Annotated in this window: 24 protein-coding genes and 3 tRNA genes; 13 read left to right on the top strand and 14 right to left on the bottom strand. The window is 63.9% G+C overall.

Features of this window, described 5'->3' with window-relative positions:
- The first annotated feature begins 2 nt into the window (after positions 1 to 2).
- Positions 3 to 1,010, top strand: coding sequence for a GGDEF domain-containing protein (locus BMX43_RS11730; RefSeq protein ID WP_245749464.1), 1,008 nt, complete (start codon positions 3 to 5; stop codon positions 1,008 to 1,010).
- 64 nt (positions 1,011 to 1,074) lie between these two features.
- Here BMX43_RS11730 and BMX43_RS11725 read toward each other — a convergent pair whose 3' ends face one another.
- Complete coding sequence (locus BMX43_RS11725; RefSeq protein ID WP_091301574.1) at positions 1,075 to 1,668, bottom strand: (d)CMP kinase; 594 nt, start codon at positions 1,666 to 1,668, stop codon at positions 1,075 to 1,077.
- A 129-nt stretch (positions 1,669 to 1,797) separates the two neighbouring features.
- Positions 1,798 to 1,881 (bottom strand) — tRNA-Tyr (locus BMX43_RS11720).
- Positions 1,882 to 2,000: 119 nt separating this feature from the next.
- Here BMX43_RS11720 and rlmB point away from each other — a divergent pair.
- On the top strand, positions 2,001 to 2,789 hold the full coding sequence (gene rlmB, locus BMX43_RS11715) for a 23S rRNA (guanosine(2251)-2'-O)-methyltransferase RlmB (protein ID WP_091301858.1): 789 nt from the start codon (positions 2,001 to 2,003) through the stop codon (positions 2,787 to 2,789).
- A gap of 162 nt (positions 2,790 to 2,951) precedes the next feature.
- Positions 2,952 to 3,371, top strand: a complete 420-nt coding sequence (locus tag BMX43_RS11710; protein ID WP_091301572.1) for a CoA-binding protein — start codon at positions 2,952 to 2,954, stop codon at positions 3,369 to 3,371.
- Between the two features lie 74 nt (positions 3,372 to 3,445).
- Here BMX43_RS11710 and BMX43_RS11705 read toward each other — a convergent pair whose 3' ends face one another.
- From BMX43_RS11705 to hisA, 3 genes are all read right to left on the bottom strand, one after another.
- Positions 3,446 to 3,757, bottom strand: coding sequence for a phosphoribosyl-ATP diphosphatase (locus BMX43_RS11705; protein WP_091301570.1), 312 nt, complete (start codon positions 3,755 to 3,757; stop codon positions 3,446 to 3,448).
- Positions 3,754 to 4,515 carry an imidazole glycerol phosphate synthase subunit HisF gene (gene hisF / locus BMX43_RS11700; RefSeq protein ID WP_091301568.1) on the bottom strand — a complete coding sequence of 254 codons (762 nt, stop codon included), beginning with the start codon at positions 4,513 to 4,515 and terminating at the stop codon, positions 3,754 to 3,756. Before hisF ends, BMX43_RS11705 begins: the two co-directional genes overlap by 4 nt.
- Positions 4,516 to 4,613: 98 nt before the next feature.
- Complete coding sequence (gene hisA, locus BMX43_RS11695) at positions 4,614 to 5,333, bottom strand: 1-(5-phosphoribosyl)-5-[(5-phosphoribosylamino)methylideneamino]imidazole-4-carboxamide isomerase (protein ID WP_091301566.1); 720 nt, start codon at positions 5,331 to 5,333, stop codon at positions 4,614 to 4,616.
- A 129-nt stretch (positions 5,334 to 5,462) separates the two neighbouring features.
- Here hisA and BMX43_RS11690 point away from each other — a divergent pair, with 129 nt between their 5' ends.
- From BMX43_RS11690 to BMX43_RS20000, 3 genes are all read left to right on the top strand, one after another.
- Entirely contained in the window at positions 5,463 to 5,852 is a 390-nt protein-coding gene (locus BMX43_RS11690; RefSeq protein WP_091301564.1) for a DUF2147 domain-containing protein, read from the top strand.
- A 166-nt stretch (positions 5,853 to 6,018) separates the two neighbouring features.
- Complete coding sequence (locus BMX43_RS20005) at positions 6,019 to 6,264, top strand: hypothetical protein (RefSeq protein WP_217643958.1); 246 nt, start codon at positions 6,019 to 6,021, stop codon at positions 6,262 to 6,264.
- 55 nt (positions 6,265 to 6,319) lie between these two features.
- On the top strand, positions 6,320 to 6,700 hold the full coding sequence (locus BMX43_RS20000; protein ID WP_217643957.1) for a DMT family transporter: 381 nt from the start codon (positions 6,320 to 6,322) through the stop codon (positions 6,698 to 6,700).
- On the opposite strand, the gene BMX43_RS11680 is transcribed toward BMX43_RS20000, so the two are convergent.
- The 6 genes from BMX43_RS11680 to BMX43_RS11655 form a co-directional block, all read right to left on the bottom strand.
- Positions 6,697 to 7,608 (bottom strand): glutaminase, encoded by a 912-nt coding sequence (locus BMX43_RS11680; protein WP_091301562.1) that lies wholly within the window; start codon positions 7,606 to 7,608, stop codon positions 6,697 to 6,699. The genes BMX43_RS20000 and BMX43_RS11680 overlap by 4 nt on opposite strands.
- Positions 7,608 to 8,246: an imidazole glycerol phosphate synthase subunit HisH gene (gene hisH, locus BMX43_RS11675; protein WP_091301560.1), complete on the bottom strand. Its 639-nt coding sequence runs from the start codon at positions 8,244 to 8,246 to the stop codon at positions 7,608 to 7,610. Before hisH ends, BMX43_RS11680 begins: the two co-directional genes overlap by 1 nt.
- A gap of 92 nt (positions 8,247 to 8,338) precedes the next feature.
- The gene (gene hisB / locus BMX43_RS11670) at positions 8,339 to 8,926 is read right to left on the bottom strand and encodes an imidazoleglycerol-phosphate dehydratase HisB (RefSeq protein ID WP_091301558.1); all 588 of its coding nucleotides are present in this window, start codon (positions 8,924 to 8,926) and stop codon (positions 8,339 to 8,341) included.
- A gap of 39 nt (positions 8,927 to 8,965) precedes the next feature.
- Entirely contained in the window at positions 8,966 to 9,817 is an 852-nt protein-coding gene (locus tag BMX43_RS11665) for a metal ABC transporter solute-binding protein, Zn/Mn family (protein ID WP_091301556.1), read from the bottom strand.
- Positions 9,818 to 9,923: 106 nt separating this feature from the next.
- Positions 9,924 to 9,998, bottom strand: a tRNA-Gly gene (locus BMX43_RS11660).
- 122 nt (positions 9,999 to 10,120) lie between these two features.
- Positions 10,121 to 10,195, bottom strand: a tRNA-Gly gene (locus BMX43_RS11655).
- A gap of 159 nt (positions 10,196 to 10,354) precedes the next feature.
- Between BMX43_RS11655 and BMX43_RS19820 the strand changes: the two genes are divergently transcribed.
- Positions 10,355 to 10,501 (top strand): hypothetical protein, encoded by a 147-nt coding sequence (locus tag BMX43_RS19820; RefSeq protein WP_175482098.1) that lies wholly within the window; start codon positions 10,355 to 10,357, stop codon positions 10,499 to 10,501.
- Between the two features lie 35 nt (positions 10,502 to 10,536).
- Here the strand turns inward: BMX43_RS19820 and BMX43_RS11650 are convergent, their stop codons facing one another.
- Positions 10,537 to 13,977 (bottom strand): pyruvate carboxylase, encoded by a 3,441-nt coding sequence (locus tag BMX43_RS11650; RefSeq protein ID WP_091301555.1) that lies wholly within the window; start codon positions 13,975 to 13,977, stop codon positions 10,537 to 10,539.
- Between the two features lie 212 nt (positions 13,978 to 14,189).
- On the opposite strand from BMX43_RS11650, the gene BMX43_RS11645 reads away from it, so the two are divergent.
- Complete coding sequence (locus BMX43_RS11645; RefSeq protein ID WP_091301553.1) at positions 14,190 to 16,559, top strand: ATP-dependent helicase; 2,370 nt, start codon at positions 14,190 to 14,192, stop codon at positions 16,557 to 16,559.
- 99 nt (positions 16,560 to 16,658) lie between these two features.
- Here the strand turns inward: BMX43_RS11645 and BMX43_RS11640 are convergent, their stop codons facing one another.
- Positions 16,659 to 17,801, bottom strand: coding sequence for a benzoate/H(+) symporter BenE family transporter (locus BMX43_RS11640; protein WP_091301856.1), 1,143 nt, complete (start codon positions 17,799 to 17,801; stop codon positions 16,659 to 16,661).
- Between the two features lie 563 nt (positions 17,802 to 18,364).
- Positions 18,365 to 18,580, bottom strand: coding sequence for a DUF1127 domain-containing protein (locus BMX43_RS11635; protein ID WP_091301551.1), 216 nt, complete (start codon positions 18,578 to 18,580; stop codon positions 18,365 to 18,367).
- A 266-nt stretch (positions 18,581 to 18,846) separates the two neighbouring features.
- On the opposite strand from BMX43_RS11635, the gene BMX43_RS11630 reads away from it, so the two are divergent.
- The 5 genes from BMX43_RS11630 to BMX43_RS11610 all read left to right on the top strand — a co-directional run bounded on the left by BMX43_RS11630 (position 18,847) and on the right by BMX43_RS11610 (position 24,374).
- Positions 18,847 to 19,920: an Mrp/NBP35 family ATP-binding protein gene (locus tag BMX43_RS11630; RefSeq protein ID WP_091301549.1), complete on the top strand. Its 1,074-nt coding sequence runs from the start codon at positions 18,847 to 18,849 to the stop codon at positions 19,918 to 19,920.
- 775 nt (positions 19,921 to 20,695) lie between these two features.
- Positions 20,696 to 21,220, top strand: coding sequence for a division/cell wall cluster transcriptional repressor MraZ (gene mraZ, locus BMX43_RS11625; protein WP_091301854.1), 525 nt, complete (start codon positions 20,696 to 20,698; stop codon positions 21,218 to 21,220).
- A 3-nt stretch (positions 21,221 to 21,223) separates the two neighbouring features.
- Positions 21,224 to 22,225, top strand: coding sequence for a 16S rRNA (cytosine(1402)-N(4))-methyltransferase RsmH (gene rsmH / locus BMX43_RS11620; protein WP_091301547.1), 1,002 nt, complete (start codon positions 21,224 to 21,226; stop codon positions 22,223 to 22,225).
- Positions 22,225 to 22,581 carry a cell division protein FtsL gene (gene ftsL, locus BMX43_RS11615; protein ID WP_091301545.1) on the top strand — a complete coding sequence of 119 codons (357 nt, stop codon included), beginning with the start codon at positions 22,225 to 22,227 and terminating at the stop codon, positions 22,579 to 22,581. Before rsmH ends, ftsL begins: the two co-directional genes overlap by 1 nt.
- Positions 22,578 to 24,374 (top strand): peptidoglycan D,D-transpeptidase FtsI family protein, encoded by a 1,797-nt coding sequence (locus BMX43_RS11610; RefSeq protein ID WP_091301543.1) that lies wholly within the window; start codon positions 22,578 to 22,580, stop codon positions 24,372 to 24,374. Before ftsL ends, BMX43_RS11610 begins: the two co-directional genes overlap by 4 nt.
- Positions 24,375 to 24,383 lie beyond the last annotated feature (9 nt).

The following is a 24,383-nucleotide window of genomic DNA, read 5'->3' as shown; positions in this document are numbered from 1 at the left end:
CGATGGAACGCCGCGTGCCCCCCGTCTGTCTGGAAAGCGCAGCGCTCGGCGTGCTGATGCCCATGCATGTCGTGCTGGATCCGGCGGGGCGGATCATCGCCTGTGGCCAGACAATGCAGAAGCTGTTCGGCCAGCGGTCGTTGCCTGGCGCCGATTTCTTTGCCCTTTTCGATCTACGCCGCCCCTCTGGATTGACGGGTATGGCAAGTTTGCGATCCCGGGTTGGGCAGCGCATCTATCTGATCGCGCGGGATTTGCCGACGACCGGATTGCGTGGGGTGGCGCTACCGTTGGCTGGCAATCAAGGGATGGTGCTGAACCTGTCATTCGGCATTGGCCTGATTGATGCCGTGGGCGAGCACGACCTGACCGATGCGGATTTCGCCCCGACCGATCTGGCCATCGAACTGCTATATGTCGTCGAGGCGAAATCGGCCGTGATGCAGGAACTGAAAGACCTCAACCTGCGCCTGCATGGGGCAAAGGTCGCGGCAGAAGAACAGGCACTGACCGACACGCTGACCGGCCTGCGCAATCGCCGTGCGCTGGATCTCGCGTTGCAGCGCGCCTTGCATGGAGGTGGCAGCTTTGCCCTAATGCATCTCGATCTCGATTTCTTCAAGGCGGTGAACGACACGCTGGGCCATGCCGCAGGTGACCATGTGTTGCGGTGTGTGGCCGAAGTGCTGAGTGGCGAAACGCGGCAAAGCGATACTGTCGCGCGTGTGGGGGGGGATGAATTTGTCATCCTGCTGCCCGGTTTGGCCGATCCGACGCGCCTGATGGTCATCGCCCAGCGAATCGTTCTGCGGCTGTCAGAGCCGATCCTTTATGAGGGGCGGGACTGCGTCATTTCCGCCTCGATCGGTCTTGCCGTATCCAGCTCCTATGAGGCACCGACGGCAGATGAAATGTTCAACGATGCCGATCAGGCACTTTATGCGGCCAAACACGCGGGCCGGGGCTGTGTGCGCCTGCATGCGCCGCCGATCACATCCAACATGCCATGAGATGCGTCGCGACCCTAGTATGCGGGTGTGAAGAGAACGCAAGGCAAGCGCCACGCTGCTTGTGTCAGCCTGTGGTGTTCAGCCTGCGGTCGATCTCGGCAATGGCTGCGGCAATGGCTTGCTCGCTGCTCAGGTCTGACGTGTCGATGCGAATCGCATCTGTCGCAGGCTTCAGCGGCGCATCGGCACGGGACATGTCGCGTGCATCGCGCTCCTTCACCTCGGTCAACACCTGCGCTGCGTCGCCCCCCACTTCCAGCCAGCGGCGATGGGCGCGAATCTCGGGGCGGGCAGTAATGAAGAGTTTTACCTCGGCCTCCGGGCAGATCACCGTGCCGATGTCGCGTCCGTCCAGCACCGCCCCCCCTGGCTGTCGCGCAAAGCTGCGCTGGAAATCCAGCAACGCTGCGCGAACCTCGGGGATGACTGCCACGCGGCTTGCCGCTTGACCGGCCTCCAGGCTGCGCAGGCCAGGATGGGCCAGATCGGTCGCGTTCAGGCTGCGGGCTACGGCAATCGGATCGCCCCCCTTCACGCCCACGGCCCGATAAAGTGCGCCCGTATCCAGATGGGCAAAGCCGAACCGAGCCGCCACCGCGCGACTGATCGTGCCCTTGCCCGCCGCAGCTGGCCCATCAATCGCCACAGTGAAGATCATGCCGCCCTCTTTGCCAACCCGCGCCGCGCGGTCTCTATGCCCTTTGCGTCAGGGCCTGTCACGCGGCTTGCAGCACAAGGACGGACCGAGTGGATACAAAGTCCTGAAATAGCAAATTATTCAAGCAGATGGTGGGCGACCCTGGAATCGAACCAGGCACGAGTCGCCTCGGCGGAGTTACAGTCCGCTGCCGCACCTTGCAGCACGTCGCCCACTGGCGGCGGATGTATCCAAGGGGGCGGGGGGCGTCAAGGCCGAAAGTGAAGGTTTTTCGCTTGCACGCCTCGGCCCGCCCGGCGCATTGTCCGCGCCATCAAAAAGAGGAAGCGGAAATGGCGGGCGGCACTACGAAACCGGCTTGGGTGATCGACAAGGAGCGGACGAAACGCGCGGCGGCCGCAGAAACCGTCTGGCTGTTCGGGCTACACGCGGTGCGTGACGCACTGGTCAATCCGGCGCGTATCAAGCTGCGGCTTGTGGTGACGAAAAACGCCTTTGACAAGCTGGCCGATGCCGTGGCGCAGGCCGGGATCGAACCCGAAATCGTCGATCCGCGCAAGTTCAGTGTGCCGATCGACGAAGGCTCGGTGCATCAGGGCGCCGCGCTGGAGGTGAAGCCGCTGCATTGGGGCTCGCTGGCCGATGTCTGTATCGACGGCAAGGGCGCGCCGCTCGTTGTTCTGCTGGACCGTGTGACTGATCCGCATAACGTGGGCGCCGTCCTGCGCTCGGCCGAGGTGTTCGGGGCGCGCGCCGTCATTGGCACCCAGCGCAATTCGGCACCTGAAACCGGTGCTCTGGCCAAGACCGCCAGCGGCGCGTTGGAACGTCAGCCCTATCTTCGCGTCGTTAATCTGGCCGATGCGATGGAAGAGCTTAAGGCGATGGGCTATGTGCTGCTTGGCTTGGATGGGGCGGCTGAAACGACCATCGCGCAGGCGGTGGTCGAAGCGGGCACCCGGCCCATCGGCTTGGTGATGGGGGCCGAGGGGCCAGGCCTGCGCGAAAAAACGCGTGAGACCTGCGACCGGCTGGTGCGCATCCCCTTTGGCGGGGAGTTCGGCTCGCTCAACGTGTCCAATGCCGCTGCCGTAGCGCTTTATGCCGTTTCGCAGCGCTGAGCTTCACAGTTTTGCGACCATGCCTTTAACGGTTTCAGGGGATCCCCATATGACAGGTATGAAGAGCGGGTCCGGAACCCCCGCACCTTCCTTGTTACTGTCCCTCGTTCCACGCCTTGCGCCCGGGTTTTCCCGGGCGCTTTTTTTGTTGAAAGGCCCGCCATGTCCCAGACCGATGACGCCCTGCGCCAGATCCTGACCACCACGCGCGTAATCGCCCTTGTCGGTTGGTCGCCGAAGGCGGACCGGCCCAGCCACCGCGTTGCGGCCTTTCTCAAGGCGCGGGGCTATCGGGTGATTCCGGTCAATCCCGGGCAGGCGGGGCAGCAGGCGCTGGGCGAAACCGTGCGCGCTTCGCTCGCTGATATTTTCGAGCCGGTGGACATGATAGACATTTTCCGCCGTTCGGAGGAGGTGCCCGGAGTAGTGGCCGAGGGGCTGGCCGCTTTGCCGCATCTGAAAACCGTCTGGATGCAACTTGGCGTACAAAGCCCCGAAGCCGCGGCTGCGGCCGAGGCGCGGGGCATCACCGTCGTGCAGAACCGCTGCCCGGCGATCGAGATGCCGCGCCTCGGGCTCTGATCTTCAACCCAGAAAATACTCCGCTGGAGACGCGCGCAGCGCCCCCTTCACGACCCACCTGTCCGTGCGCAGGTTCAGCCCCGCGCGGCCTTTTCGGTCAGCCCCGAAACACCCTCGCGTCGCGCCAGTTCCGCCTCGACCTCTGCCAGCGTTACATCCCGCGCCGCCAGCATCACCAGCAGGTGATACAGCACATCCGCGGCCTCTGCCGTCAGTTTGGCCCGATCACCCTTCACAGCTTCGATGATAGCCTCGATAGCCTCTTCACCGAATTTCTCGGCGCATTTCTCTGGGCCTTTGGCGAACAGTTTGGCTGTCCAGCTCGACTCGGGGTCGGCGCCCCGCCGTGACAAAACAGTGGCGGCCAGATCGTGGATCACGCTCATGTCAGTCTCACCGGGATGCCTGCCGCAGCCATATGGGCCTTGGCCTCGCCAATCGTATAGGTGCCGAAATGGAAGATGGAGGCGGCCAGAACGGCGCTGGCATGGCCTTCGGTCACGCCCTCCACGAGGTGGTCGAGGGTACCGACGCCTCCGCTTGCGATCACCGGGATTGACACCGCATCCGCGATGGCGCGGGTCAAGGCGAGGTTGTAACCGCCCTTGGTGCCGTCGCGGTCCATCGAGGTGAGCAGGATCTCGCCCGCGCCTTTCGTGGCTACAGTGCGCGCAAATTCCACCGCGTCGATGCCGGTGGATTTGCGCCCGCCATGGGTGAAGATCTCCCATTTGCCGGGGCTGACGGTTTTCGCGTCGATGGCCACCACGATGCACTGGCTGCCGAAACGGTCGGCGGCTTCGGCCACCACATCGGGATTGGCGACGGCGGCGGAGTTGAAGGACACCTTGTCGGCCCCCGCCAGCAGCAGCGCCCGCACATCGTGATGCGTGCGCACCCCGCCGCCCACGGTGAGTGGCATGAAGCATTGTTCGGCGGTGCGGGTGACCAGATCGAACATGGTGCCGCGATTTTCATGCGTGGCATGGATATCGAGGAAGGTGAGTTCGTCTGCACCTGCTGCGTCATAGGCCTTGGCGGCCTCGACCGGGTCGCCGGCGTCGATCAGGTTCACGAAGTTGACGCCCTTGACCACGCGGCCATCGGCGACATCGAGGCAGGGGATGATGCGGGTTTTCAGCATGGTCGAACCTTAGCGCGGGGCGGCAGCGTGGGGAAGGGGGCTGTCTGCCCCCTCGGCCTGCGGCCTCACCCCCGAGGATATTTTCGAACAGAAAAGGGTCAGGAGCGGAGCGCCTGAAGGGCGGCTGTAAGGTCAATCGCGCCGTCATAGAGGGCACGGCCCGAAATGGCGCCGGCAATCACGCCGGTATCGCGCAGCGCGATCAGGTCTTCCATGCGGGAGACGCCACCAGAGGCGATGACCGGGATCGAAACGGCGCGGGCGAGTGCCTCGGTCGCTTCGATATTCGGGCCCTGCATGGCGCCGTCACGGTCGATGTCGGTATAGATGATCGCGGCAACACCTGCGTCTTCAAAGCTGCGAGCGAGGTCGGTGACCTGCACGGTGGTCTCCTCGGCCCAGCCCTTGGTGGCGACAAAGCCCTTGCGCGCGTCGATGCCGACGGCGACCTTCCCGGGGAAGGCGCGCGCCGCTTCGCGCACCAGATCGGGGTTTTCCACGGCAATGGTGCCAAGGATGACGCGGGCGAGGCCACGCGACAGCCACATCTCGATGGTGGCCATGTCACGGATGCCGCCGCCCAGTTGTGCGGGCACGCTGCAGCGGGCGAGGATCGCCTCCACCGCCGCGCCGTTCACCGGCGCGCCCGCGAAGGCGCCGTTCAGATCGACGAGATGGAGCCATGTGCAACCCGCCGCCTCGAACTTCGCGGCCTGTGCCGCCGGATCGTCGCCGAACACGGTGGCGGCAGACATTACGCCGCGCAGCAGGCGCACGCATTTGCCGTCTTTCAGGTCGATGGCGGGGTAGAGGATCATGGCCGGGCTCCGTGTCAACTCGGGCGCGGTTTCGCATGCGGGCAGGCGCGGGGCAAGAGCCGCAACGTCACGCTTGCGGGAATCCGGGGGGCATGCCGAAACTCTGCGCAGTATAGGGAGGAGGAACCCATGAAGATGTTTCTGATGGCGGCCGCGCTGGTCTGTGCGGCCGGGGCGGTGCTGGCCGATCCGGTGGAAGGAATCTGGAAGACCACGCCCGATGACAACGGGCGTTACGGGCAGGTGGAGATCAAGCCCTGCGGCGCGGCCTTCTGTGGCACGCTGATCAAGGCTTTTGATGGGTCTGGCAAGCAGATCGACAGCCCGAACACCGGCAAGCGCATCGTCTGGGACATGGTCGCGCAGGGCAACGGGGCCTATGACAGCGGCAAGATCTGGTCGCCGGATCGTGACAAGACCTACAGTTCCAAGATGCAGCTTTCGGGCAACGGGTTGGCTGTGAAGGGCTGCGTGCTGGGCATCTGCCGCGATGGCGGCACCTGGACGCGGGTGAAGTAGCGCTGCGGGCAAAACAGCAGGAACCGGGTCGCGCCGCGCGGCCCGGTTCTGGCACGGTTGCGCAAAAAGGAACTGTGCATGTCTGCGTCAGACTGGACCCGCCTGATCGCCCTTTCCATCTTGTGGGGCGGATCGTTCTTTTTTTATGGAAGGTGCGTTGCAGGGTATGCCTGCGCTTTCGGTGGTGCTTGGCCGGGTGGCGCTGGGGCGCTGTTCCTGCTGGCCATGTTGCGGATCGTGGGGGAGGCGCTGCCGCGCGGGGGCGCATCTGGCGGGCGCTGGCGGTGATGGGGGTGTTGAACAGTGCCGTGCCGTTCAGCCTGTTTGCCTTGGCGCTGGCGAGATCAGCGGCAGCCTTGCGGCCATCCTGAATGCCATGACGCCGTTGTTCGGGGTGGTGGTGATGGCCTAGGGCGGAGCGGGGGCGCTTCCAGCCATGTTGGCTTGTCTGGGGGCTGCGCTGTCCTATGCGCTGGCCGACGGTTCCGCAGCATGGGGGTTCTGCCCTTGCAGGCGGCGTTCGCGCAGGTGGTGCTGCGACAGCGCTGCTGCTGCCGCTGTGGCTGCTGGTGGATCGACCGTGGCGCCTGCCTGCGCCGGGTGCCGGTCCCCTTCTGACGGTGCTGGGGATCGCGGATCTGTCCACTGGCCTCGCTTATGCGCTGTATTTCCGGCTGCTGGCTTCGGTCGGGGCGGTAAATTTGCTGCTGGTGACCTTTCTGATCCCGGTCAGTGCTGCGGCTTTGGGTGCGCTGGTGCTTGGCGAGCGGCTGGAACTTCAGCATTTCAGTGGCTTTGCTCTGGTCTCGCAGGGACTATGGGCGGTAGTGCGGCGGGGCAGGGGTTAGCCGAATACCGACCAGCCGGTGGCGCGGGCCAGCCGTTCCACCGCCAGCGTGCCGAGTTGCGAGTTGCCCTGTGCGTTCAGCCCCGGTGACCAGACCGCGATTGCGGCGCGGCCCGGGGCGATGACCAGTATCCCGCCACCCACGCCGGACTTGCCGGGCAGGCCCACCCGATAGGCGAATTCGCCCGATCCGTCGTAATGGCCGCAGGTCATCATCAGCGCATTGATCCGCCGCACCCGCGCCGCGCCGAGCATTCGCGGCAGGCCCGGTGCGTTCATCAGAAACCGCCCGGCGCGGGCAAGTTGCCTTGTGCTCATCTCGATGGCGCATTGGTGGAAATAGGTGCCGCAGGTCAGTTCGGGCGCGTGAAGCAGGTTGCCCTGCGCGGCCATGAAATGCGCCAGCGCCAGATTGCGGTGCCCCGTTGCCTGTTCCGAGGCGGCGACGGCGCGGTTGATGTGGATATCGTCCTCACCTGCTGCCTCGCGCAGAAAGCGCAGCAGTTCACCCAGCACCTCGCGTGGTTTGTGGCCGGCCAGAATGGCATCGGTCACTACCAGCGCGCCCGCGTTGATGAACGGGTTGCGCGGGATGCCGTTTTCATGTTCCAGTTGCAGGATCGAGTTGAAGGCCAGCCCAGAAGGTTCACGCCCGACCCGGGTCCAGAGTTGATCGCCCAGGCGCCCCAGCGCCAGTGCCAAGGTAAAGACCTTGGAGATGGACTGGATGGAGAAGGGCGTTTCCGCCTCGCCGGTGGTGAAGGTTTCGCCTTCAGCCGTGCAGATCGCCATGGCGAAATGATCGGGCGAGACGCGGGCCAGTTCGGGGATGTAATCGGCAACGCGGCCCCGGTCGGGGGCCGCCTGCATTTCGGCGCCGATCCGCGTCAGGATCGCCGCCAGATCCATCAAGGCTTCCAGCGCAGGAAATTGCCGATCAGCCGCAACCCGGTGGCCTGCGATTTTTCGGGGTGGAACTGGGTGCCGACCATGTTTTCAGTGCCGATGATTGCGGTGATGTCACCCGCATAATCGACATGCGCCAGACGTTCGGCCAAGTTGGCGACGCGGAAGGCATAGGAGTGGACGAAATAGGCGTGATCGCCGGTCTTGATCCCCGCCAGCACCGGGTGGTCATGGTCGATCACCAGATCGTTCCAGCCCATATGCGGCACTTTCAGATGCGGATCGGTGGGGGTGATGCGCGTCACCTCGCCAGAGATCCAGTCAAAACCGGGCGTATCTTCGTATTCGCGGCCCCAACTGGCCATCATCTGCATGCCGACACAAATGCCGAGGAACGGGCGACCCTTGACGCGCACGGCGTCTTCGATCGCTTCGAACAGCCCGCCATAAGCGCCGAGCGCGCGGCGGCAAGCCGGAAAGGCGCCGTCGCCGGGCAGCACGATCCGGTCAGCGCGGGCGACATCTTCGGGCTTGTCGGTCACGAGGATCGTGCCGCCATTCACCTCTGCCGCCATGCGCTGAAAGGCTTTTTCTGCCGAGTGCAGGTTGCCGCTGTCATAATCGACGAGGACGGTAAGCATTTGGGGGCCTTTCTACCTCTGCCGGGTGGGGCGCGGCGTGTGCCTGCGGGAGCCTCCGGCGGGGATATTTCAGACAGAAAAGGAGCGGTGCCTTACAGCATCCCCTTTGTGGAGGGGATGGCATCAGCCTTGCGCGGATCGACCTCGACTGCCAGCCGCAGCGCGCGGGCGGTGGCCTTGAAGGCGGCTTCGGCAATGTGGTGGCTGTTCACGCCATGCCGCAGATCCAGATGGAGGGTGATTCCGCCATGGGTGGCCAGTGCCTGAAAGAACTCGCGCACCAGTTCGGTATCGAAACTGCCGATCTTCTGGGTCGGGAAGGGTACATTCCACACGAGGAACGGGCGGCCCGACAGATCGAGCGCGCAATGCACTTGTGCATCATCCATCGGCAGGCTGCATTCGCCATAACGGCGGATGCCGCGCTTGTCGGCCAGCGCCTGTGTCAGCGCCTGACCGATGGCGATCCCGCAATCCTCGACCGTGTGGTGGTCATCGATATGCAGGTCGCCCTTGGCGGACAAAGTGATGTCGATCAGCGAATGGCGCGCCAGTTGATCCAGCATGTGGTCGAAGAAGCCGACGCCGGTTTTCACGTCATATCGGCCGCTGCCATCAAGGTTCACCGTGACGTTGATATCCGTCTCGGCGGTGCGGCGGGTGATTTCGGCCTTGCGCATGGGGCTCTCCGCGTTTGTCTCGCGCGGTTTATAGGGCGGTCAGGCGCGCGAGGGAAGGCTTTCCGCGCGCTCGGGCTGCGACGCGCTGGCGAGGTGTAGGGCCAGGCTTGTGGCGATTTGTTCGGCCAGATCGGGGTGGTCTGCCAAGGGCTGTTTCAGCGGCAGGTGAATGCGGGTCAGATGCGGCGCCAGAGCGACGAGGGCTTGCGCCGCCGCATCATCGGGATCAGTGATGAACAGCTTGCTGTCCCCCGATGCCGCCATTTGCGCCAGAAAGGCGTGACACGTTGCTTGGGTGTTGGGGGGGGCAGCGGGTTCGAGCCCGTAAGCCGCGCCGAAAGCCGCCAGTGCGGGCGAGGTGGTGAGCAGCCGTCGCCGGTTTGCGACCGGGGCCGCCAGATGCGCCGCGCAGCGGGCATCCAGCGCAGACAGATCGGCGGCAAGTTGGGCGGCTTGTTCGGTGCTGCGCGCCGCCAGTTGCGGGAAATGCGCGGCTAGGGTGGCGGCAAGAGCGTGGACCATCTCTGCCCTGTGGGTGGGCACCAGGGCGGGCCAATGGTCAGCGGCATCCAGTGCCACAACGGGGCGGCTGCGCGCCAGCCGTGTCAGATGCGCGGTCATCTCGGCCTCGACGCCCGGACCATGCCAGAGCACGAGGTCGGCCTGCGCCAACAGGGCCGTATCTGCCCGGCTCGCCCGATAGCTCTGCGCGGCAGTTTCGGCGGGGATCAGCGCGGTTACCACGGCGCCGCACAGCCTGTGCGCGCAATCGGCCAGCAAGGGCGTGGTGGCCACAATCCGCGGCGCCGTTGCGGCACCCGCAATAGGGGCCACCAGTGCGGTGGCCATCAGCGACATCATCGAGCGGCGGTTGAGAAAACTGCGGGACATGGCGCAAACGTCGCCATCTTGCGGCGGAATGTCAACGCAGCGGTAGTCAATTGTCGAGTTTGTGAGGCGGAAATCAAAAAGGCGGCCCGAAGGCCGCCCGTTTCGATGGAGCGGGCGATGAGATTCGAACTCACGACCCTAACCTTGGCAAGGTTATGCTCTACCCCTGAGCTACGCCCGCACTCCGTGAAAAGGCTTTTAGCCAAAGCCGGGGGGGGCTGCAAGAGGAAATTTTCAGGAAATTTCAGCGGCTTGGCGGGACTTAAAATGACAAAAGGCGCCTTGCGGCGCCTGTCTGTCCGATGGAGCGGGCGATGAGATTCGAACTCACGACCCTAACCTTGGCAAGGTTATGCTCTACCCCTGAGCTACGCCCGCACTCCGTATCGGTGAGCGGGGATTTATAAAAGCGCGGCAGTGGCTGCAAGGGGAAAACACCTGCGCACCAAAAATTTTTCGTGCGGGGGAGGGGCGGAAAGCCTGCGTTAAGGTTTGGCAGGCAGCATGAGCGGGTGAAGTGATGCGAAAGGGGCCGCCATGCTGTTGATCGTGATCGGAGTTTTGCTGTTGCTGTTGCGCGCGCGGTCTGCAATCGGGCCGGTCGTGGTGCCGGGGCGGTTACGGCGGGGGCAAGGCACGCATCGCTGCATGCCGCTGCATCGGGTCATCCATGTGCCGCCCTGATGTGAAACGCCGCCCCGAAGGGCGGCGTCGTGCAGTCATTCCAGCTCGATCAGAAGATCCTTCGCGTCGATCTGGCCGGAAGGCGTGACGTGAATCGCTTTCACGGTGGCCTCCCTGTCGGCGTGCAGGCCGGTTTCCATCTTCATCGCCTCGATGGTCAGCAGCAGATCGCCCGCGCGTACCTTCTGCCCCACCGTCACCGCCAGCGAGGCGATGGAGCCGGGCATCGGCGCGCCGATATGGTTGGGGTTGCCGTCCTGCGCCTTGGGCTTGGCGGCGGTTTTGGCCTTGATCGCGCGGTTCGGCACGCGGATGACGCGCGGTTGGCCGTTCAACTCGAAGAACACCTTGCACTCGCCGTCATCGCCGGTCTCGCCCACCGCCTGCAGCCGGATCTCCAGCGTCTTGCCGGGGTCGATTTCTGCGGTGATCTCTTCGCCCGCCTGCATCCCGTAGAAGAAGGTCCGCGTCGGCAGGGTGCGCACCGGGCCATACAGCTTGTGGCGCCCCATGTAGTCGAGGAAGACCTTGGGATACATCAGATAGCCGTTCAGATCTTCATCATCGACCTTGTAACCGCCCAACTCGTCGATCAGCTTGGCGCGCGTCGCTTCCAGATCCACCGGCGGCAGCGATTTGCCGGGCCGGTCGGTCAGCGGCGCCTCACCCTTCAGCACTTTCCTGAGAATACCCGCAGGCCAGCCGCCATGCGGTTGCCCGAGGTTGCCCTTCATCATGTCCACCACCGAATCGGGGAAGGCCACATCCAGAGCAGGATCTTCGACCTGTGCCCGGCTCAGCCCCTGGGCCACCATGATCAGCGCCATGTCGCCCACCACCTTGGACGAAGGGGTGACTTTCACGATGTCGCCGAACATCTGGTTGGCATCGGCATAGGCCTGCGCCACCTCGGGCCAGCGTTCCTCCAGCCCCAGGCTGCGGGCCTGCGCCTTGAGGTTGGTGAACTGCCCACCGGGCATTTCATGCAGATACACCTCCGAGGCCGGGGCAGGGATGCCGCTTTCAAAGGCGGCATACTGCGCGCGCACATGTTCCCAGTAGTTCGAAAGAGCACGCACGGCGGCGATATCCAGCCCGGTGTCGCGCTCGGTGTGGCGCAACGCCTCGACGATGGAGCCGAGGCAGGGCTGCGAGGTGCCGCCCGAAAACGCATCCATCGCCGCATCCACCGCGTCCACCCCGGCATCGCAGGCCGCCATGATCGTGGCCGCCGACGCGCCAGAGGTGTCATGCGTGTGGAAGTGGATCGGCAGCCCGACCTCCTGCTTCAGCGCGCGGATCAGCACGCGGGCGGCAGCGGGTTTCAGCAGGCCGGCCATGTCTTTCAGGCCCAGCACATGCGCGCCGGCCTCTTTCAGCTCTTTCGCCATGCCGACATAGTATTTCAGGTCATACTTCGCGCGCGCAGGGTCCAGCAGATCGCCGGTGTAGCAGATCGTGCCTTCGCAGACCTTGTTCGCTTCCAGCACCGCATCCATGGCGACGCGCATGTTTTCGACCCAGTTCAGGCTGTCGAACACGCGGAACACATCCACGCCGGTTTCGGCGGCCTGCTTGACGAAGGCCTGCACCACATTGTCGGGGTAGTTCGTGTAGCCCACCCCGTTCGAGGCGCGCAGCAGCATCTGGGTCATCAGGTTGGGCATGGCGGCACGCAGGTCGCGCAGGCGCTGCCACGGGCATTCCTGCAAGAAGCGGTAGGCCACGTCGAAGGTCGCCCCGCCCCAGCATTCCACCGAAAAAAGCTGCGGCAGGTTGGCGGCATAGCTGGGCGCCACGCGGATCATGTCGATCGATCGCATCCGGGTGGCCAGCAGGCTCTGGTGACCGTCGCGCATCGTGGTGTCTGTGATCAGAACCTTGGTCTGCGCCTTCATCCAGTCCGCCACCGCCTGCGGTCCCTTTTGTTCCAGCAGGTTGCGGGTGCCGTACATCGGCTCCGCCTTGGGCGCGGGGGCTTTCGGCGTCTTCACCTCGGCATGGGGTTTCGGGCGGCCTGCGGTTTCGGGGTGCCCGTTCACCGTGATGTCAGCGATATAGGTCAGGATCTTGGTCGCCCGGTCACGGCGTTTCCTGAACTGGAACAGCTCGGGCGTCGTGTCGATGAACTTAGTCGTATAGGTATTGTCGAGGAAGGTCGGGTGCTTCAGCAGGTTCTCGACAAAGGCGATGTTGGTGCTGACGCCCCGGATGCGGAACTCCGACAGCGCGCGGTGCATCCGGCTGATCGCCAGATCGGGGGTCTGCGCCCAGGCCGTCACCTTCACCAGCAGCGAGTCGTAATAGCGGGTAATCACCGCCCCGGCATAGGCCGTGCCGCCATCCAGCCGGATGCCCATCCCGGTTGCCGAACGATAGGCGGTGATCCGGCCATAATCGGGGATGAAGTTGTTCTGCGGGTCTTCCGTCGTCACCCTGCATTGCAGAGCATGGCCATGCAGCTTGATGTCGGCCTGAGACGGCATCCCGGTGGCCTCGGCCAGCGTCTTGCCCTCGGCGATCAGGATCTGGGCCTGCACGATGTCGATGCCGGTCACCTGTTCGGTGACGGTATGTTCCACCTGCACGCGGGGGTTCACCTCGATGAAGTAGAACTTGCCCGAATCCATATCCATCAGGAATTCGACAGTGCCCGCACATTCGTAATTCACATGCTGACAGATCCGCTTGCCCAGCTCGCAGATTTCGGCGCGCTGTTCTTCGGTCAGATAGGGGGCGGGCGCGCGCTCGACGACCTTCTGGTTGCGGCGCTGCACGGTGCAATCACGTTCAAACAGGTGATAGATCTCGCCATGCTTGTCGCCCAGGATCTGCACCTCGACGTGGCGCGCGCGCAGGATCATCTTTTCCAGATAGCCCTCGCCATTGCCGAAGGCGGCCTCGGCCTCGCGCCGCCCCTCCAGCACCTTGGCCTCAAGCTCCTCAGGCCCCATGATCGGCCGCATCCCGCGCCCGCCACCACCCCACGAGGCTTTCAGCATCAGCGGATAGCCGACCTCGGCGGCCTCTTTGCGGATCGCATCGAAATCCGTACCCAGCACTTCGGTCGCCGGGATGACCGGCACACCCGCTGCCATCGCCACCCGCCGCGCGCTGGCCTTGTCGCCAAGCGCGCGCATGGTTTCGGCCTTGGGGCCGATGAAGGTGATGCCGTTCGACGCGCAAGCCTCCACGAAATCAGGGTTTTCCGACAAAAGCCCATAACCGGGATGGATCGCGTCCGCCCCGCACAGCTTCGCCACGCGGATGATTTCCGGGATGCTCAGATAGGCACCCACCGGGGACAGACCCTGACCGATCAGATAAGCCTCGTCCGCCTTGAAGCGGTGCAAGGAAAGCTTGTCCTCCTCGGCATAGACGGCGACCGTCTTCTTGCCCATCTCATTGGCGGCGCGCATCACTCGGATGGCAATCTCGCCCCGGTTGGCGACAAGGATCTTGCGGAATTCAGTCATTCGGTTCCCCCGAGCGGTGCAGTGCAAAGCCGGGCCACTTTAGGGGCGCTGCATTGCAGCGCAAGGGTGATGGGCGACGTTTCTGCAAAGTTTTGCGAAATATTCAGCAAGGATTTGCGACTGCAAATTTCGTGCGGGTTCTGAGGGAAGGGGCGGGAACAATGGTGGAACACGGGCTTTTCATTGCTGGGGCGGCACGATAAGCTCGCTTCATGAGCGGATTTGATGAATCAGACGCCTTCGAGGCCGCAGTTCCCCTGTCGCAGCGTGCCATGGCGGCGCGCCCGATGCCCTACCTCGACGATCTGAACCCCGCGCAGCGTGCGGCGGTGCTGGCGCTGGACGGGCCGGTTCTGATGTTGGCGGGGGCGGGCACCGGCAAGACCAAGGCGCTGACTTCGCGCATCGTGCATCTTCTGGCGACCGGCAAGGCCCGCCCGAACGAGATTCTGGCGGTGACCTTCACCAACAAGGCCGCGCGCGAGATGAAAGAGCGGGTGGCGCGGATGCTGGGCCAGTCGGTCGAGGGGATGCCCTGGATGGGCACCTTCCACTCGATCAGCGTGAAGATCCTGCGCCGCCACGCCGAACTGGCGGGGCTGAAATCCAATTTCACCATTCTGGATACCGACGATCAGTTGCGACTGCTCAAGCAGTTGATCGTCGCAGCCGGGATCGACGAAAAGCGCTGGCCCGCGCGGATGCTGGCGGGGGTTATCGACAGTTGGAAGAACCGCGCTTGGACGCCGGCAAAGGTGCCTTCCTCTGAAGCCTCGGCCTATAACAACCGCGGCACCGAGCTTTATGAACAGTATCAGGAGCGGTTGCGCACCCTGAACGCCTGTGACTTCGGCGACCTGCTGCTGCATGTCGTCACGCTGTTTCAGGCCCATCCCGACATTCTGGCGCAATACCAGCGCTGGCTGCGCTATATTCTGGTGGACGAGTATCAGGATACCAACGTCGCGCAGTATCTCTGGCTGCGACTGCTGGCGCAGGGGCATCGCAACATCTGCTGCGTGGGCGATGACGACCAGTCTATCTATGGCTGGCGCGGGGCCGAGGTGGGCAATATCCTGCGCTTTGAGAAGGATTTTCCGGGCGCCGAGGTGGTGCGACTAGAGCAGAACTATCGGTCCACCGAACATATCCTTGCCGCCGCATCGGGTGTGATCGCCGCCAATGCCGGGCGCCTTGGCAAGACCCTGTGGACCGAGGCGCAGGGCGGCGAGAAGGTGCGTCTGATCGGCCATTGGGATGGCGAGGAAGAGGCGCGCTGGATCGGGGACGAGATCGAGGCGTTGCAACGTGGCACCCGGGGCGGGCAGCCGGTCGGCCTGAACGATCAGGCGATTCTGGTGCGGGCCAGCCACCAGATGCGCGCCTTCGAGGATCGCTTTCTGACCATCGGCCTGCCTTATCGCGTGATCGGTGGCCCGCGTTTCTATGAACGACTCGAAATCCGCGATGCCATGGCCTATTTCCGCCTCGCGGTTTCGCCCGACGATGATCTGGCGTTCGAGCGGGTGGTGAACACCCCCAAGCGCGGCCTTGGCGACAAGGCGCAGCAGGACATCCAGCGCACCGCCCGCGTCAGCGGCATGAGCCTGCTGGAAGGCGCCCGCGAATTGCTGGCCGCTGGCGGCATCGGCGGCAAGGGGGCCGGGCAATTGCGCGCCTTTGTGGCGGGGGTGGATCGCTGGCACGCGAAGACCCTGCAACAGGGCCACAGCCATATCGAACTGGCCGAACAGATCCTTGAGGAAAGCGGCTATACCGCGATGTGGCAGGCCGACAAGACGCCCGAGGCGCCGGGCCGTCTGGAAAACCTCAAGGAACTAGTCAAGGCGCTGGAGCAGTTCGAGAATCTGCAAGGCTTCCTCGAACACGTCGCTCTGATCATGGAGAACGAGACCGAAGACGCGGTGGAAAAGGTCTCGATCATGACCTTGCACGCGGCCAAGGGCCTTGAATTTCCGGCAGTTTTCCTGCCCGGCTGGGAGGATGGGCTGTTCCCCAGCCAACGCAGCATGGATGAAAGCGGGCTGAAAGGGTTGGAAGAGGAACGCCGCCTCGCCTATGTCGGCATCACCCGCGCGGAACACCTTTGCACCATCAGCTTTGCCGCCAATCGCCGGGTTTACGGCCAATGGCAAAGCCAGCTTCCCTCGCGTTTCATCGACGAATTGCCGGTGGCGCATGTGGATGTGCTCACCCCGCCCGGCCTTTACGGTGGCGCCTATGGCGCGGCGGCGCCGGGAGGCTTTGGTGGCGGATCGCGGATCGAGGATCGGGCGACCAAGGCGGATGTCTACAACTCCCCCGGCTGGCGCCGCCTGCAAGAACGAAGCAGCCAGCGCCCGGTCAGCCAGCCGCGCGAAAGCCGCAGCCCGGTGATCGACCTCGCTGCGGTATCCAGCTTTACCGAGGGTGACAGGGTGTTCCACCAGAAATTCGGTTATGGCAGTGTGGCGGCGATCGAGGGTGACAAGCTTGATATCGCTTTCGACAAGGCAGGGGTGAAGAAGATCGTCGCCCGCTTTGTCGTCGCGGCACATGAGGCGGATGACGTGCCCTTCTGAGCGCGCGCCAGCGTTAGGGGCTGAAATGGGTAGTTAGGCAAAGAAGAAGGTGCATGCCCTTCTTTGCCGCAACATCCTCTGGGCGCGCATGGTCGCCCGTTACCGTTTCAGCCGTTCCAGCATGTGGAAGGCCAGACCGGCCAACAATCCCCAGAACGCCGCGCCGATCCCCAGCGCCGGGGCTCCGGAAGCGGTAACCGCCAGCGTGATCGCCGCCGCAAACCGGGTATCAGGCGCGGCAAAGGCCCCCGTTGCCGCCCCCATGAACGGCCCCAGCAGCGCCAGCGCCACAATCGCCGTGATCAGCGGTGCGGGCAGGGCGGCCAGCAGCGTCAGGATCAGGGGGCTCAGCAGCCCGAGCAACACCCAGACCGCGGCGTAGACCAGCCCCACAATCCAGCGTCGGTGCCGGTCGGGATGCACATCATCGCCCAGGCAAATCGCCGCGGTGATTGCGGCCATGGAAATCGTATGGGCGCCGAACAGCCCGATCACAGCCGAAATCCCACCCGTCACGGTCAGCCCGGCCCGCACCGGCGGCTCGTATCCGGCAGCACGCAGCGTCGCGAAACCCGGCAGGTTCTGCGATGCCATGGTCACCAGATAAAGTGGCAGGGCCAGCCCGATCAGCGCCGAAACCTTGAAGTCAGGCGGAATGAAGGTTAGTCGGGGCAGGGGAAGCGTCAGCGCTGGCAATGTGGCCAATCCAAAGGCAAAAGCGGCGACAATGCCCGCAGCCAAAGCGGCCAGCACCGCCATGGCCGGATTGCGCAGCCGCACCAGTGCGAACAGCGCAATCAGCGGCAGAATCAGCAGCGGCAGGTCTTGTGTGGCTGTGGGCAGTTTCAGGCACAAAGGCAGCAGCACGCCGGCCAGCATCCCCGCCGCGATCCCGTCTGGGATCAGTGCCACCAGCCGCCCCAAAGGTTTAACTGCGCCCGTCAGTGCGATCAGTATCCCCGTGATGACAAAGGCGCCCACGGCTTCGGCCATGCTCAGCCCCTCGGTCGCCGCGATCAGTGCCGCGCCAGGGGTGGACCAAGCCAGAACCACCGGCACCCGCGCCCGCCACGACAGCACTGCAGAGCCCAGGGCCTTGCCGAGGCAGATTGCCAGAACCCAGGAAGCAGTCTGCGCGGGACTTGCCCCAACGGCGGCAGCGGCGGCCAGCACCAGGGCAATGGTGGAGCCATAGCCGACGAGCGCCGCGACCAGTGCGGCAGAAATCAGGGAAAGACGCATGAACAACCCGTGACAGGACTTTCGCCCGACGATGGCGGCAAGCTTGAAGGGATGCAAGGGGGCGTTCCTCCAGATCGTTGATCCAGAAACAGAAAACGGCGACGCCCAGGGAGGAGGAGGGGCGCCGCCGTTCTGTCTGCGACCGCCCAGGGAGGAGGAGGGGCGGTGCTAACGATGTGGTCACCCCAGGGAGGAGGAGGGGGCAACCGACAGTACCAAGGCCCAGGGAGGAGGAGGGGCCGAGGATCACGGTCGGACCTTGCGGCCCGGAAGAGGGAGGCGGCGACCCCAGGGAGGAGGAGGGGGCCGCCGCGGTTCCAAGGCCCAGGGAGGAGGAGGGGCCAGGGATCCGGTCGAGCCTTGCGGCCCGGAAAGTGTTGCGACGATCCCAGGGAGGAGGAGGGGACCGCCGCTCTTGCTACAGGCCCAGGGAGGAGGAGGGGCCGAGCAATGCGATTTGGAAGCTTTAACTTCCTAAGAAAGACGCGGTGGCACCAGGGAGGAGGAGAAGTGCCACCGCTTTTGCTACAGACCCCGGGAGGAGGTGGGGTCTCGCAAGAACCTTATTTGCCGTAAGCTGCCTCTTGGGCCAGCCGGGTGATCATCGACCGGTGGATGCCCAGATCCGCCAACTCGCGTGCCGAAAGGGCATTGAGTTCGCGCTGCGTCTGCTTGAAGATCGCGCGACGGGCCACAAACTTCTTCGCTTCAACGACCAGCGTATTCAACCGATCGGCGAAACCGTGATGGGCGATGCGGGACGTATTGACGTAAGCCATTTTCTTCAGCCTCAGGTAAACTCTTGCCCGGCGCCTTGTCGGGCTGTTCTGCCCATGCCGTGCTGTTGAAGCCAATCTGGGGTAAATGCTGCATCTGCACAATCCATCTTTGCCGCATTGCAGCTATGCGGCAGTCGCATGGCTTGGTGATAAAATTCCCTAAGGTAAACAGGCGCTTCGCCTGAAACTTGAGCAAATGGTCAACCGGGGCTTGCCCTTTTTTGCAGTGTGAACAAGGTTCTTGCTGAAACTGGCGGAGAAAAGACATGAATCTATCGAGGGAAGATGTGCTCGCAGCGCTGGCGCGGATTGCGCTGCCCGGCGGCGGCGATCCGGTTTCGCGCGATTTGATTCGTGCGCTGCGGATTGAAAGCGGTTTGATCAGCTTTGTCATCGAAACGGCCACCCCTGAGGAGGCCCGCGCCTATGCGCCGGTGCAGGTGCAGGCCGAGGCTGCTCTGCGTGCTTTGCCGGGTGTGGAGAAGGTGCAGATCGTGATGACCGCGCATGGTCCGTCCGCGAAGGCCCCCGCGCCAAGCCTCAAGATCGGTGGTCACCCTACACCGCAGCAGGGCGGGCCGAAGAAGGTGAGCGGGATAGACCGCATCATCGCCATTGGTTCGGGCAAGGGCGGGGTGGGCAAATCTACTGTCAGTTCCAACCTGGCGGTGGCGCTGGCACGGCAGGGTCGACGGGTCGGGTTGCTGGATGCCGATATTTATGGCCCCAGCCAGCCGCGTATGATGGGGGTGAACAAGCGCCCCGCCTCGCCCGACGGCAAGACCATCATCCCGTTGCAGGCGCATGGGGTCACGCTGATGTCGATGGGCTTCATGCTGAAAGAGGATGAGGCGGTGATCTGGCGTGGCCCGATGCTGATGGGCGCGCTGCAGCAGTTGATCGAGCAAGTGGCTTGGGGTGAGCTGGACATCCTGCTGATCGACCTACCGCCGGGTACGGGTGACATTCAGTTGACGCTATGCCAGCGCTTCCAGATGACCGGGGCGATTGTCGTCAGCACGCCGCAGGACGTGGCGCTGCTGGATGCGCGCAAGGCGCTTGACATGTTCCAGAAGCTGAAAACGCCGGTTCTGGGTCTGGTCGAGAACATGTCCACCTATATCTGCCCCAATTGCGGGCACGAGGCACATATCTTCGGCCACGGCGGCGTGGCGACCGAGGCGCGGCGACTGGATCTGCCTTTCCTGGGCGAATTGCCGCTGGATCTTTCGGTGCGGCTGGCGGGTGATGCGGGCACCCCCGTCGCAGCGGGTGAGGGGCCGGTGGCCGAAGCCTATGCGCGACTGGCTCGTCGTTTGATTGACGGTGGCGTGGCCTGACCCGGAAACACGAGGCAGCAGGTCCTAGCATCGACCGGGGCCTCTGCATTACTGCTCCCCCTCCCCACACATTCCAGGATATCGGACGGGAAAACGTGGGTAGTCCGGGATTGCATGGGAAACAGCTTCCGATTGGGCTGCAAAACCGCATCGCCCTCTCGCGTCGAATCACTGGCGCGTGATTCGAGCCTGTGAACGTTAGGTCAACTGAGCGACTTCCGAGTTTTTCAACCCTTCCCGACAGTTGTGCCGCGCTGTTCATGTGGTGCATCAGGTTTTGCTGCGCCACCGTGGCGAAAAAGTCGCGCAGCTATATCTAGTAGCTCACGCGTTCGTGTTTCGCCAGAATTTGCGCAAGCTACAGCGGGCATGGCCACTAGATGCGGTATCCGGGGGGCAGCGCAAACAGAATCTGCCGATCCTTTCCCAAAAATTCCCATTGCCACCCATCAAATCCCATGGCATCCCTTTGCTTACCGGATGAAGGCGAAAACAAAACTACGGGGCACCAAGACCCCACAAGGCGATAAGCAGGTCTCATACAGGCACCGCCTTTATCCCATACGACCGGCGCACAAGCGAGCAGCACTCCCCCAGTGGCAAGTGCGCCGGGCCGACCCAGAAATGGGCCCAGAAATGGGACAGACGGCGGATCGAGCAGTGGCAGCCGCTCGATCCGCCTCTTTCGTTTCTGGGATCGGCAAATCAGAGAATCATGCTCCGGCGGCAAGACCGGGGCAACAGAAAAAAGAGAAGACCCGAGGGGCAGCAGGTCGTGTCAGAGGCGTTCAGAGGCGAGTTCAGCCAGAAGGTTGACGGAAAGGCGCGGGTCTCGATTCCCGCAGCGTTCCGCCGCGTCCTTGAAGCCGGCGACCCTGCGTTCGGCGAAGGCAGCCGCCCCCGTCTGGTCATGGTCTACGGCAGCGCCGACCGCAAGTTCGTCGAATGCTACACCATCACCGAGATGAAGAAGGTCGAAGCCCGCATCCGCAAGATGCCCCCTGGCAACCGCTCCCGCCGCTATCTGGAAATCAACCTCGTGACCCTGTCTCAGACCGTCGAGGTCGACGAGGATGGCCGCATCGTCATGCCCCCCAAGGTGCGCGACAAGATCGCGCTGACTGCCGAAGACATGAAAGATGGGGCCGAGGCAATCTTTGCCGGCACGCTCGACACGTTCCAGATCTGGAAGCGTGACGCCTATGATGCCGAACTGGCCCAACAGGCCGAACTGGAAGACGACATCCTTCCCGACGGGTTGGACATGCTCGCCCTTCTGCCCCACGATCCGGAGGAATAAGCGGTGGCCGAACGCGATCCAGACACTGATCGCCAGCCGCATATCCCCGTGCTTCTGCGCCCGTTGCTTGCGGCTTGCGCCCCGATTTCCGGCGTCTGGCTGGATGGTACCTTCGGGGCAGGGGGCTACACCAAGGGCTTGCTGGCCGCTGGGGCCGACCAGGTGATCGGCGTGGACCGCGATCCGCTGGCGCTGGAAATGGCGCAATCCTGGGCGGGCGAGTATGGTGACCGGCTGCGCCTTGTGGCTGGCACCTTCTCGCAACTGGATACCTATGCCGAGGGGCTGGATGGCGTGGTGCTGGATCTCGGCGTCTCGTCCATGCAGCTTGATCTGCCCGAACGTGGTTTCTCCTTCCTGCGCGACGGCCCGCTGGACATGCGGATGAGCCAGCAAGGCCGCTCCGCCGCCGATCTGGTGAACGAGACGGAAGAGGGAGCGCTGGCCGACATCCTGTATGTCTACGGCGAGGAGCGTGCTTCGCGCCGCATCGCCCGCGCCATCGTGCAGGCCCGCATGGTGGAACCGATCACCACCACGCTGCGCCTGGCCGAGATTGTGGCTGCCTGCCTGCCGCGCCCGAAGCCGGGGCAAAGCCACCCGGCCACCCGCAGCTTTCAGGCGATCCGTATCGCGGTGAACACCGAATTCGATGAACTGGCCGAAGGGCTTGCCGCCGCCGAACGCGCACTGCGCCCCGGTGGCAAACTGGCGGTCGTCACCTTCCACAGCCTTGAAGACCGGATCGTGAAGCGGTTTTTCCAGCTCCGCTCTGGCCATGATGCCAATGCCAACCGCTATGCGCCCGCCAAGGCCGATGTGGTAGCCAGCTTTTCCCTGCTGACCCGCCGCGCTGTGGCGCCCGATGATCAGGAACTGGCTGAAAACCCGCGCGCCCGGTCGGCCAAGTTGCGCATTGGGCTGCGCACTGCCGCCCCTGCGCTCAAGCTCGATCTTGCGGCGCTGGATGTGCCGATGATCCGCCAGAAGGGGGGACGCCGCTGATGCGCACACTGGCCTATCTGCTGACCTTTCTTGCCGTGATCGGTTCGGGCTTTTGGGCCTATACCGAGAATTACGCGACCCAGCAGACGCTGAAAGATGTTGCCCGCGTCAATGCCGAAATCGCCGATCTGCGAGAGGCACTGTCGATCCAGCGTGCGGAATGGGCCTATCTGAACCGACCCGACCGGTTGCGCGAACTGTCCACCATCAACTTTGATCGTCTGGGCCTGCTGCCGATGGAACCCGAGCAATTCGGTGCCACCAGTCAGGTTTCCTACCCCGCATCCCCAGCCGCCGCCTTGCCCGAAATCACCGAACCCGTCGATGTGATCGGAGAACAGGATCAAGCGCCATGACCCGCACGCCGCTTCGCCCGCTGGCCCGCATCCTTTCTGCCCGCGCTGCCGGTGAAAACCCCGATGTGATCGAGCGCGAGAACCTGCGTGCCCGCCATGAAGTGATTCGCGAGAAATCGCGCAACCGCGCCGAAGGGCGACTGTTGTTCATGGGTCTGGCTTTCTTCATGGCTTTCACTGTCATTGGCGCCCGCATGGGCCTGCTTGCCGCCTCGGAGCCAATGGAGCCGCGCTCGGCCGCGCCGGGGGCGACCATCGTGGCGCAACGTGGCGATATCACCGATCGGAATGGCCGGGTGCTGGCCACCAATCTGGTGACCCACGCGCTGTATGCCCAGCCCAAGGATATGGTGGACCCCGGCAAGGTGGCGCGCGAACTGGCCGCCATCTTTCCTGATCTGAAGGAAGACGACCTGAAGCGCCGCCTGACCGACGGGCGCAGCTTCATGTGGATCAAGAAGAAACTGTCGCCTGAACAAATGCAGAAAGTGCATGAAATCGGCGACCCCGGCCTGCTGTTCGGCCCGCGCGAGATGCGGCTTTACCCCAACGGGCGGCTGGCTGCGCATGTGTTGGGCGGTGCAAGCTTCGGCGCTGAGGGCGTGCACAGCGCCGAGGTGATCGGCACAGCCGGCATTGAGAAGTTCATGGATGACCGCCTGCGCGATCCGGCCAAGGCCGCCGAACCGCTGCAACTGTCGATCGACCTGACGGTGCAGGCCACCGTCACCGAAGTGCTCGATGCGGGCATGAAGATGATGAACGCCAAGGGCGCCGCCGCCATCCTGATGGATGTGCATACCGGCGAGGTGATCAGCCTCGTCTCGCTGCCCGATTTCGATCCGAACGACCGCCCGGCGCCGCTGCTGGAAGGCGATCCCGGCGACAGCCCGCTGTTCAACCGTGCGGTGCAGGGGGTCTATGAACTCGGCTCCACTTTCAAGATTTTCGCGGTGGCTCAGGCGCTGGACCTTGGGTTGGTGAACCCCGACACCATGGTCGATGCCGACGCGCCGATGGTCTGGGGCAAATACCGGATCAAGGAATTCAAGAACCACAATTATGGCCCGTTGCTGTCGGTCACCGATGTGATTGCCAAGTCTTCCAACGTCGGCACGGCGCGGATTGCACTGATGATCGGCGGGCTGCGCCAGCAGGCCTTCCTCAAATCGCTGGGGATTTTCGAGGCGACGCCGGTCGAGCTGGTCGAGGCGCGTGGCGCCCGTCCGCTGGTGCCGGCGAAATGGCCCGATATCGTTACCATCACCGCCTCTTATGGTCATGGCGTCAGCGCCAGCCCGCTGCACCTTGCCGCCGCCTATGCGGCCATCGCCAATGGCGGCACGGCAGTCAAACCCACGCTGCTGCACCATACGACCCCGGTTGTCGGTACGCGACTGATGCAGGAAAAGGTGGCGCATCAGGCCGTGTTGATGATGCGCGAGGTGGTCACCCGCGGCACCGCCTCTTACGCGAACATTCCGGGCTATGCGATTGCGGGCAAGACCGGCACCGCAGACAAGCCCAAGCCCGGCGGCGGCTATTATAAAGACAAGGTGGTCAATACCTTCGCCAGCACCTTCCCGGCCCACGATCCGAAATATGTGCTGATCGTCACGCTGGACGAGCCGGTGGATACCTCAAGCTCCGAACCGCGCCGCACCGCCGGTTATACAGTCGTACCTGTCGCCGCAGAGGCGGTGCGCCGCACTGCCCCGCTGCTGGGGCTGAGGCCAGAGATTGAAGTTCCGGGGCAAAATGCGCTAACAGCCGTCGTCCAGAAGAAGAACTGAGGCGAAGGG

The sequence above is a fragment of the Gemmobacter aquatilis genome, from assembly GCF_900110025.1.
Taxonomy (GTDB): Bacteria; Pseudomonadota; Alphaproteobacteria; order Rhodobacterales; family Rhodobacteraceae; genus Gemmobacter; species Gemmobacter aquatilis.
Note: the sequence above shows the minus strand (reverse complement) of the source record. Positions and strands in the feature narration are given on the sequence as shown.

Coding starts and splice junctions, on each gene's coding strand:
- ftsL (WP_091301545.1), top strand. CDS start 22,225: ATGCGCACACTGGCCTATCTGCTGACCTTTCTTGCCGTGATCGGTTCG.
- BMX43_RS11630 (WP_091301549.1), top strand. CDS start 18,847: ATGAATCTATCGAGGGAAGATGTGCTCGCAGCGCTGGCGCGGATTGCG.
- hisB (WP_091301558.1), bottom strand. CDS start 8,926: ATGCGCAAGGCCGAAATCACCCGCCGCACCGCCGAGACGGATATCAAC.
- BMX43_RS11640 (WP_091301856.1), bottom strand. CDS start 17,801: ATGCGTCTTTCCCTGATTTCTGCCGCACTGGTCGCGGCGCTCGTCGGC.
- BMX43_RS11710 (WP_091301572.1), top strand. CDS start 2,952: ATGTCCCAGACCGATGACGCCCTGCGCCAGATCCTGACCACCACGCGC.
- hisH (WP_091301560.1), bottom strand. CDS start 8,246: ATGCTTACCGTCCTCGTCGATTATGACAGCGGCAACCTGCACTCGGCA.
- BMX43_RS11665 (WP_091301556.1), bottom strand. CDS start 9,817: ATGTCCCGCAGTTTTCTCAACCGCCGCTCGATGATGTCGCTGATGGCC.
- rlmB (WP_091301858.1), top strand. CDS start 2,001: ATGGCGGGCGGCACTACGAAACCGGCTTGGGTGATCGACAAGGAGCGG.
- BMX43_RS11705 (WP_091301570.1), bottom strand. CDS start 3,757: ATGAGCGTGATCCACGATCTGGCCGCCACTGTTTTGTCACGGCGGGGC.
- hisF (WP_091301568.1), bottom strand. CDS start 4,515: ATGCTGAAAACCCGCATCATCCCCTGCCTCGATGTCGCCGATGGCCGC.
- BMX43_RS11635 (WP_091301551.1), bottom strand. CDS start 18,580: ATGGCTTACGTCAATACGTCCCGCATCGCCCATCACGGTTTCGCCGAT.
- BMX43_RS11610 (WP_091301543.1), top strand. CDS start 22,578: ATGACCCGCACGCCGCTTCGCCCGCTGGCCCGCATCCTTTCTGCCCGC.
- BMX43_RS11650 (WP_091301555.1), bottom strand. CDS start 13,977: ATGACTGAATTCCGCAAGATCCTTGTCGCCAACCGGGGCGAGATTGCC.
- BMX43_RS11680 (WP_091301562.1), bottom strand. CDS start 7,608: ATGGATCTGGCGGCGATCCTGACGCGGATCGGCGCCGAAATGCAGGCG.
- BMX43_RS20005 (WP_217643958.1), top strand. CDS start 6,019: ATGCCTGCGCTTTCGGTGGTGCTTGGCCGGGTGGCGCTGGGGCGCTGT.
- BMX43_RS11690 (WP_091301564.1), top strand. CDS start 5,463: ATGAAGATGTTTCTGATGGCGGCCGCGCTGGTCTGTGCGGCCGGGGCG.
- BMX43_RS20000 (WP_217643957.1), top strand. CDS start 6,320: ATGCGCTGGCCGACGGTTCCGCAGCATGGGGGTTCTGCCCTTGCAGGC.
- BMX43_RS11730 (WP_245749464.1), top strand. CDS start 3: ATGGAACGCCGCGTGCCCCCCGTCTGTCTGGAAAGCGCAGCGCTCGGC.
- BMX43_RS11645 (WP_091301553.1), top strand. CDS start 14,190: ATGAGCGGATTTGATGAATCAGACGCCTTCGAGGCCGCAGTTCCCCTG.
- BMX43_RS11725 (WP_091301574.1), bottom strand. CDS start 1,668: ATGATCTTCACTGTGGCGATTGATGGGCCAGCTGCGGCGGGCAAGGGC.
- hisA (WP_091301566.1), bottom strand. CDS start 5,333: ATGATCCTCTACCCCGCCATCGACCTGAAAGACGGCAAATGCGTGCGC.
- BMX43_RS19820 (WP_175482098.1), top strand. CDS start 10,355: ATGCTGTTGATCGTGATCGGAGTTTTGCTGTTGCTGTTGCGCGCGCGG.